This window comes from Micromonospora sp. NPDC049580 (assembly GCF_040675595.1).
Taxonomy (GTDB): Bacteria; Actinomycetota; Actinomycetes; order Mycobacteriales; family Micromonosporaceae; genus Micromonospora.
In genome coordinates this window covers 1-8,415 of sequence record NZ_JBFAPG010000281.1, presented here as the reverse complement: position 1 = coordinate 8,415, position 8,415 = coordinate 1, and the positions used below count along the sequence as shown (strand labels likewise).

The window sequence follows — 8,415 nt, the reverse complement described above, 5'->3', positions numbered from 1 at the left end:
GATGTCGAGGCCGCGGTCGTGCAGGTCATGACCTACCTGGTCGAGAACGAGCAGGCGGCTCTCGTCGTACCGGCCCGGTTCATCGGCCGCATCCACCCGCACTTTCGGGAGGTGGTGCAGCTCCTCGCGGTGCAGGTGGCCGACGAGGCCCGGCACATGGAGGTCTTCAGCCGGCGGGCGCTGCTGCGCGGCGCGGAGCTGGGCACGTCCTCGGCGGGTGGCCGGCAGTCGCTCTTCACGCTCGTCGCCGAGTCCGATTTCGCCCTGGCGTCGTTCCTGCTCTCCGTGCTCGGCGAGGGCAGCTTCGTCGACCTGCTGGGGTTCCTGGTGCGGCACGCTCCCGATCCGGTGACCCGCCGGATCTGCTGGCTGGCGATGCAGGACGAGCGCCGGCACGTGGTGTTCGGCATGGCCCATCTGGAGCACCAGGCGACGGTCGACCCGCTGCTGCGGGACCGACTCCGTGCCGCGATCCACCGTCGTCACGACGCGTTGGCCGACACCGCGGGCCTCAACGCGGACGTCTTCGACGCGCTGGTGCTGCTCGCGGCGGGCGGGTGGGACCCCGATGACGTGGCCGCCGGCTTCGACCACGTGCGTGCTCTGCAACAGGCGATGGACCAGGGCCGCCAGCGCCGACTCGTCCGGCTGGGCTTCCGGTCGGACGAGGCGGCCGCGCTCTCCGCCCTGCACACCCGCAACTTCATGTAGACCCCGGTGCGCGGCACCGGGCGTAGCCTGGAACCGCCATGGACACCGAATCCCGCGCGATTCGTGCGGATCTCCTCCGGCGGCGCGACGAGACCGCCGCTGAGGCCGCCGCGCTGGAGGGCGACCTGCGGAGCCTGTTCGAGGCGTCCCGGTCGTCGAACGCCGACGACGAACACGACCCCGAGGGCAGCACGATCGCGTTCGAACGGGCACAGCTCAGTGCCGTCCTGGACGCGGCACGTCGACGCCTGGCCGAACTGGACGAGGCGGTGAGCCGCGTCGACGCCGGCAGCTACGGCGTCTGCGAACGATGCCTGCGCCCGATTCCCGCCGAGCGGCTCGCCGCCCGCCCGTCGGCGCGTACCTGCGTCGCCTGCGCCAGCCGCCGGTGACGGTTGCGGCGCCCGCGGGCCCGGGGGCCGGCGGACGCCGCCGTCGCGGGGACGTCAGCTGGCGCAGCAGCCGCCGGCCTGGCCATCGGCGGGCGCGGTGTCGACGGCGACGAGGCTGAGCAGCCCGCCGGAGACGCCGGTGGCCAGCCCGCGTCGGGCCGGCTCGGCGGCCGGCGTCGGGCCGCAGCAGCTGTCGCCGCTCACCGAGTCGGCGGCGTTGCTGGAGCACACGCCGGTCTCGGGCAGGTCGAGCTGGACGTCGCGGGCGGCGGCCCAGTCTCCGGCCAGGGCGGCGACGACCGAGCGGACCTGCTCATAGCCGGTGGCCATGAGGAACGTCGGCGCCCGACCGTAGGACTTCATGCCGACGGCGTGGTAGCCGACCTCCGGGTGGGTGAGCTCGTCGATGCCGTGCGGAGGCACGGTGCCGCAGGAGTGCTCGTTCGGGTCGATCAGCGGGGCGAGCGCGCGGGTCGCGCCGAGCACCGGGTCGAGGTCCAGCCGCAGCTCGGCGGTGATCGAGTGGTCCGGGCGGAACCCGGTGGCCGCGACGACGCGGTCCACGAGCACCGACTCCTCGCCCCCGTCGGCGTGCCGGACGACCACCCGGACGCGCCCGTCGGCCGGTGTGAGGGCATGCACCCAGAAGCCGGTGAGCAGCCGGACCCGGCCCGCGTCGACGTGCCCCCGCAGCCGCGCGCCGACAGCGCCGCGCGCCGGCAGGGCGTCGGCGTCCCCGCCGCCGTACGTGCGCGCGGGCGAGGTGGTGCGGATCGCCCAGGTCACCTCGGTGCCCGGCTCGGTGGCGGCCAGGTCCGCCAGGGACAGCAGGGTGTTCGCCGCGGAGTGACCGGCGCCCACGACGAGCGTGTGGCGGCCGGCGAAGCGGTCCCGGTCGGCCCCGAGCACGTCCGGCAGCGCGTGTTCGAGGTACGCGGCCACGTCGGCCTCACCCCGGGCGGGCAGGCCGGACGCGCCGAGGACGTTCGGGGTGCCCCAGGTGCCGGAGGCGTCGAGCACGGCGCGGGCCAGCAGCTCGTCACCGTCGGCGAGGCGGACCAGGAACGGCGTGGTGTCGCGGCCGGCGGTGCGCAGCCGGTCGAGGCCGAGGCGGCTGATCGCCTGGACCCGGGCGCCGTAGCGGACGTGCGGCTTGAGTTGGGGCAGCTCCGCGAGCGGCTGGAGGTACGCGCCGACCAGCTCCGCCCCGGTCGGCAGGGCCTCCGGGTCGGGGGCGATCCAGCCGGCGTCGTCGAGGATCCGGCGGGCGGCCGGGTCGATGTTGTAGCGCCAGGGCGAGAAGACCCGCACGTGGCCCCACTGGGCGACGGCGGCGCCCGGGGTGTCGCCGGCTTCCAGGACGACGAAGGGCAGGCCGCGTTCGTTCAGGTGGGCGGCTGCGGCGAGGCCGGTCGGGCCAGCGCCGACGACCACGACGGGAAGGCTGTCCAGGGCGTTCATCGGGTAACTCCTTGTCAGGTGATGGTGGGGCTGCGGCGTTCCAGCAGGATCACGTCGCGCCAGCGGTCGTGGTGGCGGCCGATCCGCTCCCGGACGCCGATGACGCGGAACCCGGCCCGCCGGTGCAGGGCCAGGCTGCCGGTGTTCTCCGGGAAGATGCCGGACTGGATGGTCCAGATGCCGGCCGCCTCGGTCGAGGTGATCAACGCGTCGAGCAACAGCCGGCCGACCCCGCGCCCCTGGGCCGCCGGGTCGACGTAGACGGAGTGCTCGACCACTCCGGCGTAGACCGGGCGGCTCGATGTCGGTGTGACGGCGACCCAGCCGAGGATGGCGTGGCTGCCGTCCACGGCCACGAAGCGGTGCGCGGTCAGCCGGGTGGCGTCGAACGCCCCCCAGGTCGGCGCGGTGGTCTCGAAGCTGGCGTCACCGCCGTCGAGGCCCGCCTGGTAGATCGTCAGGACGCGGTCGGCGTCGCCGGCGGTCATCGGGCGCGTGGTCAGGTCGGCCATCGGCGGGCTCCGTTCCGGTCTCGGACGAGGAGAGACTGTCTCGACGTCTGTCGAATCAGACAGTTGCACGCTGATTAGATGTCTGTCAACCTAGACTGATGTCGAAACAAGCGGCCGTGGACGTGCTGTGCTGTCCGCCCCTGTCCGAACGGCGTGTGCCGGCCGAGACCGCCGCCGCGCTCGCCCCCGCGTTCAAGGCCCTCGGCGACCCGGTCCGCCTGCAGCTCATGTCGATGATCGCCTCCGCCGAGGGCGGCGAGATCTGCGTCTGCGACCTCACCCCCGCGTTCGACCTGACCGGCCCGACCATCTCGCACCACCTCAGGACGCTGCGCGAGGCCGGGCTCGTCGACGCCGAGCGTCGCGGCACCTGGGTCTACTACCGCGCCCGGCCGACGGTCCTGCACCAACTCGCCGCACTGCTCACCGTCGTCCCGACCGAGGCAGGCCCCGCTCCCGCCGCCCGGTCGGAATGCTCGTGAGCACCGCCACCCGCCAGGCCGACCCGGCCGCGAGCGCCGTCGTCGGTCGCCTCTCCCGACTCGACCGGTTCCTGCCGGTCTGGATCGGGCTGGCCATGGTCGTCGGGCTGCTGCTCGGCCGCCTGATCCCCGGGCTCGACGACGCGCTGGAGGCGGTGGCGGTCGGCGGGATCTCGCTGCCGATCGCGATCGGCCTGCTGGTCATGATGTATCCGGTGCTGGCGAAGGTCCGCTACGACCGGCTCGACACCGTGACCGGCGACCGCCGCCTGCTGATCTCGTCGCTGGTCCTCAACTGGCTGGTCGGCCCGGCCGTGATGTTCGCCCTGGCCTGGGTGTTCCTGGCCGACCAGCCCGCGTACCGCACCGGGTTGATCATCGTCGGCCTCGCCCGGTGCATCGCCATGGTCGTCATCTGGAACGACCTCGCGTGCGGCGACCGCGAGGCCGCGGCGGTCCTGGTCGCGCTCAACTCCGTCTTCCAGGTCCTCGCCTTCGGCCTGCTCGGCTGGTTCTACCTGTCGGTGCTGCCCGGCTGGCTCGGGTTGCCGGGCGCCGAGTTGCGCGTCTCGGTCTGGGAGATCGCCCGCAACGTGCTCATCTTCCTCGGCATCCCGCTGCTGGCCGGTTACCTCACCCGCCGCCTCGGCGAGCGCGCCCGGGGTCGCGAGTGGTACGAATCCCGCCTCCTGCCCCGCGTCGGCCCCGCCGCCCTGTACGGGCTGCTGTTCACCATCGTGATCCTGTTCGCCCTTCAGGGCGACGCCATCATCGGCCGGCCGTTCGACGTCGCCCGTATCGCCCTGCCGCTGCTGGTGTACTTCGCGCTGATGTGGGCCGGCTCCTACGCTCTCGGCCGGGCGCTCGACCTCGGCTACGCGCGCACGACCACCCTCGCGTTCACCGCCGCCGGCAACAACTTCGAACTCGCCATCGCCGTCGCGATCGGCACCTTCGGCGTGGCCTCCGGTCAGGCGCTCGCCGGGGTCGTCGGGCCGCTGATCGAGGTGCCCGTACTGGTCGGCCTCGTCCACGTCTCGCTCTGGGCACGCCGCCGCTTCTTCACCCCACCCCTTGACCGAGAGGCGTCACGATGAGCGACAAACCCAGCGTCCTGTTCGTCTGCGTCCACAACGCCGGCCGCTCCCAGATGGCCGCCGGCTGGCTGCGCCACCTCGCCGGCGACACCGTCGAGGTCCGCTCGGCCGGCTCCGCCCCGGCCGAGACGATCAACCCCGCCGCCGTCCAGGCCATGCGCGAGGTCGGCATCGACATCACCGACCAGACCCCCACCCTCCTGGAGTACGCCACCGCGGAGTCCTCCGACGTCATCGTGACCATGGGCTGCGGCGACGCCTGCCCGGTCTTTCCCGGCAAGCGCTACGAGGACTGGAAGCTCGACGACCCGGCCGGCAGGGGCGTCGACGCCGTCCGCCCGATCCGCGACGACATCCGGACCCGGGTGGAGCAGCTCGTCGCCGACCTGGCCGCCCTCGGCTGAGCACGGACGAGGCCGACACACGCCACCGCTGGCCGACACCACGACGGGACTCACCGACGGCAACGGCGTCCACATAGATGTGATGTATCGCCTCAGCGGCACCGGTGCGGCCGGCCTGAGCCGACGTCGGCCATCGGGGTGAACATCTAATCTTCATCGGGCCCCGGCCGATGTTCACGACAACCACCCGGCCCCGGCCGGGGCGGTGCCGGCCGACGCGGCCCGCAGCGCGGCGGAGCAGGTCGACCGCCCTGCGGGAGGGTCGGCAAGCAGCGCCGGTGTCACACGGAACCCGTCGCGCCCTCGCCGCGTCGATCCGTCCATCCGGCCGGGCGGACGCCCCGGCGGGCGAGGAACGGACGCGGTCACCGGACGCCGCCAGAGAGCGTAAAACATTAGATCTATATTGGCACGAGTCGATCGATGTCGTTGACGCAGCCGATCGAGCCTCCGTATACTCCAAATGATCATCAGATCTTTAGCCTAGTCGGGCGAGGAGCGCATGCCGCAGATCACTGGCGTCACCGTCGAGGACGTCCGCTTCCCCACCTCGCTGACCGCTGACGGGTCCGACGCCATGAACAAGGACGGCGACTACTCGGCGGCCTACGTCATCCTGCACACCGACGGCCTCGACAGCGCCGGCGCACCGCTCGCCGGTCACGGCCTCACCTTCACCATCGGCCGGGGCAACGACATCGTCGTCGCGGCGGCGGTGCACCAGGCCCACCGCCTGGTGGGCCTGGACGTGACGACGATGGCCGCCGACATGGGGGCCGTCTACCGCCTGCTCACCTCCGACTCCCAGCTGCGCTGGCTCGGGCCGGAGAAGGGCGTCATCCACCTGTCGCTGGCGGCCGTGCTGAACGCGGCCTGGGATCTGGCCGCGCGACTGGCGGACAAGCCGCTGTGGCGGCTGCTCACCGACATGTCCCCCGAGCAACTCGTCGACATCGCCGACCTGCGCTACCTGTCCGACGCGCTGACCCGGGACGAGGCACTGGCCATCCTGCGCGCCAAGCAGAGCACGAAGGCCGACCGTCTGGCCGAGCTGGCGCGCACCGGCTACCCGGCCTACACCACCTCGGCGGGCTGGCTCGGCTACGGCGACGACAAGCTGCGCCGGCTGTGCCAGGAGGCCGTCGACTCCGGCTACGGCTACGTCAAGCTCAAGGTCGGCGCCGACCTCGACGACGACATCCGGCGGTGCCGGATCGCCCGGGAGATCCTCGGCCCGCACCGCAACCTGATGATCGACGCCAACCAGGTGTGGGACGTCGACCAGGCCATCGAGTGGGTCAAGGCCCTCGCCCAGTTCTCACCACTGTGGATCGAGGAACCGACCAGCCCGGACGACATCCTGGGCCACGCGGCCGTACGCCGTGCCGTCGCTCCCGTCGGCGTCGCCACCGGCGAGCACTGCCACAACCGGGTGATGTTCAAGCAGCTGTTCCAGGCCGAGGCCATCGACTTCTGCCAGTTGGACACCGGCCGGCTGGCCAGCATCAACGAGATCGTCGCCGTGCTGCTGCTCGCCGCGAAGTTCGACGTCCCGGTGTGCCCGCACGCCGGCGGTGTCGGGCTCTGTGAGATGGTCCAACACGTGTCGGTGCTCGACTACGTCGCCATCTCAGGGGATCTCACCGGCCGCGTGACCGAGTTCGTCGACCACCTGCACGAGCACTTCACCGACCCGTGTGTCGTCCGGGACACCGGCTGGGGCAGCGGTTACGTTCTGCCCAGCACGCCCGGCTACTCCACCCGGATGCACCCCGAGTCGATCGCGCGGTACCGGTTCCCCGACGGCCTCTACTGGGCCGCGACAGACCCGGCTACGGTGTCATCTCCGGAGCCGTACGTGATCGCGGGTGGGACGGCCACCCCCGCCGGCCGCTAGGAGGTGTCATGTCCCGCACCGACGAAGTGGTGAACGGCATCAAGCGGATGATCCTGGAAGGGACGTTCAAGCCCGGGGATCGGCTGCCCATCGAGAAGGACCTCGCCGAGTCCCTCGGCGTCTCGCGGGGATCGCTGCGCGAGGGGATGTCGGCGCTGTCGATCCTCGGCATCGTCAACATCCGCCAGGGCGACGGCACGTACGTCACCAACCTCGACGCGCCGCAACTGCTGGCCCCGATGGGCTTCGTCGTCGACTTCCAGGGCCAGGGCGACGGGCGGCACATCCACACCGTCCGCCGCCTGCTGGAGTGCGAGGCCGCCCGGTTGGCGGCGACCAGGATCACCGACGAGGCCCTCGCCCAGGCCGGGGAGCTGCTCGACGAGGCAGCCCGGATCGCCGGTCGGTCGCCGCAGGACCATGAGCGGATCATGGAAATCGACATCGCGTTCCACCGGATCATCGCCGCACACGCCGACAACCCGGTGCTCATCGGCCTGATCGAGGCGTTCGCCGGGCGCACCCTGCGCGGGCGACTCTGGCGGAGCCTGCACGAGGAGGGCGCGGACCGGCGTACCCACGACGAGCACGTGGCGATCCTCAAGGCCCTCCGGGCGCGCGACCCGGAGCGGGCCCGCACCCGGATGGCCAACCACCTGATCGGTGTGGAGGAGTCGCTACAGGGGTTGCCCGACGAGGGTGAGACGGGCGTCGACGCGCAGGCGCAGTGATCGCCCGCCCGCTCCGCGCGCCAACGGAACCGATGCCGGCCCCTCGCGCTCGGTCACGGGCGGGCGATCGCCCTCACCGCTCGTCCCGCTCCGCGCCGGTGCTCCCGGTCATCGCCGCGACCAGGTCGTCGGTGGTGACCTCGTCGGCACGCAGCCGCGCCGCCCGTCGGCCCAGGCGCAGCACCTCGACCCGGTCGGCGATCTCGAGCACCTGCGGCATGTTGTGGCTGACCAGCACCACCGACATGCCAGCGTCACGGGCCCGGCGGACGACGTCGAGCACCCGCCCGGTCTGCACGACGCCCAACGCCGCGGTCGGCTCGTCGAGGATGACCACGTTCGTCGCCCAGATGATCGCCCGCGCCACCGCCACGCACTGCCGCTGCCCACCGGACAGCATCGCGATCGGCGTGGTGACCCGGGGAATCCGCACACCCAGCTCGGCGAGCGCCGCGGCGGCCCCCTGCCGCATGGCGCGCTTGTCGAGAAGCCCCAGCCGGCCGAGCGGCCCGGAGCGCAGGATCTCCCGCCCGAGGTAGAGGTTGGCGGCGACGCTGAGATCGTCGGCGACCGCGAGATCCTGGTAGACGGTCTCCACTCCCGCGCGCCGGGCGTCCACCGGCGTCGCGAAGTGGACGGGACGACCGCCCACCCGGATCTCACCCTCGTCGGGCGGGTGCACACCGGACAGCGTCTTGATCAGCGTGCTCTTTCCGGCGCCGTTGTCG

10 protein-coding genes are annotated in these 8,415 nt (G+C 72.3%); 7 read left to right on the top strand and 3 right to left on the bottom strand.

The annotated features are described in order from the left end of the window. Positions 1-711: ferritin-like domain-containing protein (locus AB0J68_RS21105; protein ID WP_363940075.1), on the top strand; the 711-nt coding region annotated here is incomplete at its 5' end. A gap of 38 nt (positions 712-749) precedes the next feature. Then, on the top strand, positions 750-1,103 hold the full coding sequence (locus AB0J68_RS21100) for a TraR/DksA C4-type zinc finger protein (protein WP_355067447.1): 354 nt from the start codon (positions 750-752) through the stop codon (positions 1,101-1,103). 54 nt (positions 1,104-1,157) lie between these two features. On the opposite strand, the gene AB0J68_RS21095 is transcribed toward AB0J68_RS21100, so the two are convergent. Both AB0J68_RS21095 and AB0J68_RS21090 read right to left on the bottom strand, forming a co-directional pair. Next, entirely contained in the window at positions 1,158-2,564 is a 1,407-nt protein-coding gene (locus AB0J68_RS21095; protein WP_363940073.1) for an NAD(P)-binding domain-containing protein, read from the bottom strand. 14 nt (positions 2,565-2,578) lie between these two features. Then, positions 2,579-3,076 carry an N-acetyltransferase family protein gene (locus tag AB0J68_RS21090; protein ID WP_363940071.1) on the bottom strand — a complete coding sequence of 166 codons (498 nt, stop codon included), beginning with the start codon at positions 3,074-3,076 and terminating at the stop codon, positions 2,579-2,581. A 98-nt stretch (positions 3,077-3,174) separates the two neighbouring features. On the opposite strand from AB0J68_RS21090, the gene AB0J68_RS21085 reads away from it, so the two are divergent. The 5 genes from AB0J68_RS21085 to AB0J68_RS21065 all read left to right on the top strand — a co-directional run bounded on the left by AB0J68_RS21085 (position 3,175) and on the right by AB0J68_RS21065 (position 7,687). After that, complete coding sequence (locus AB0J68_RS21085) at positions 3,175-3,558, top strand: metalloregulator ArsR/SmtB family transcription factor (protein WP_354857201.1); 384 nt, start codon at positions 3,175-3,177, stop codon at positions 3,556-3,558. Continuing rightward, positions 3,555-4,655, top strand: coding sequence for an ACR3 family arsenite efflux transporter (gene arsB / locus AB0J68_RS21080; RefSeq protein ID WP_363940069.1), 1,101 nt, complete (start codon positions 3,555-3,557; stop codon positions 4,653-4,655). Before AB0J68_RS21085 ends, arsB begins: the two co-directional genes overlap by 4 nt. Beyond that, positions 4,652-5,059 (top strand): arsenate reductase ArsC, encoded by a 408-nt coding sequence (locus tag AB0J68_RS21075; RefSeq protein WP_355067455.1) that lies wholly within the window; start codon positions 4,652-4,654, stop codon positions 5,057-5,059. Before arsB ends, AB0J68_RS21075 begins: the two co-directional genes overlap by 4 nt. A 502-nt stretch (positions 5,060-5,561) precedes the next feature. Beyond that, positions 5,562-6,956: an enolase C-terminal domain-like protein gene (locus tag AB0J68_RS21070; protein ID WP_363940067.1), complete on the top strand. Its 1,395-nt coding sequence runs from the start codon at positions 5,562-5,564 to the stop codon at positions 6,954-6,956. An 8-nt stretch (positions 6,957-6,964) separates the two neighbouring features. Continuing rightward, positions 6,965-7,687, top strand: a complete 723-nt coding sequence (locus AB0J68_RS21065; protein WP_354857210.1) for a FadR/GntR family transcriptional regulator — start codon at positions 6,965-6,967, stop codon at positions 7,685-7,687. Positions 7,688-7,760: 73 nt separating this feature from the next. Here the strand turns inward: AB0J68_RS21065 and AB0J68_RS21060 are convergent. Next, positions 7,761-8,415 (bottom strand): ATP-binding cassette domain-containing protein (locus tag AB0J68_RS21060; RefSeq protein WP_363940065.1); only part of this gene is annotated, 655 nt, incomplete at its 5' end.

What these genes read in the sequence shown, in the direction of transcription:
- AB0J68_RS21065 (WP_354857210.1), top strand. Translation starts at nt 6,965, where the DNA reads ATGTCCCGCACCGACGAAGTGGTGAACGGCATCAAGCGGATGATCCTG.
- AB0J68_RS21090 (WP_363940071.1), bottom strand. Translation starts at nt 3,076, where the DNA reads ATGGCCGACCTGACCACGCGCCCGATGACCGCCGGCGACGCCGACCGC.
- AB0J68_RS21095 (WP_363940073.1), bottom strand. Translation starts at nt 2,564, where the DNA reads ATGAACGCCCTGGACAGCCTTCCCGTCGTGGTCGTCGGCGCTGGCCCG.
- AB0J68_RS21075 (WP_355067455.1), top strand. Translation starts at nt 4,652, where the DNA reads ATGAGCGACAAACCCAGCGTCCTGTTCGTCTGCGTCCACAACGCCGGC.
- AB0J68_RS21085 (WP_354857201.1), top strand. Translation starts at nt 3,175, where the DNA reads ATGTCGAAACAAGCGGCCGTGGACGTGCTGTGCTGTCCGCCCCTGTCC.
- AB0J68_RS21070 (WP_363940067.1), top strand. Translation starts at nt 5,562, where the DNA reads ATGCCGCAGATCACTGGCGTCACCGTCGAGGACGTCCGCTTCCCCACC.
- AB0J68_RS21100 (WP_355067447.1), top strand. Translation starts at nt 750, where the DNA reads ATGGACACCGAATCCCGCGCGATTCGTGCGGATCTCCTCCGGCGGCGC.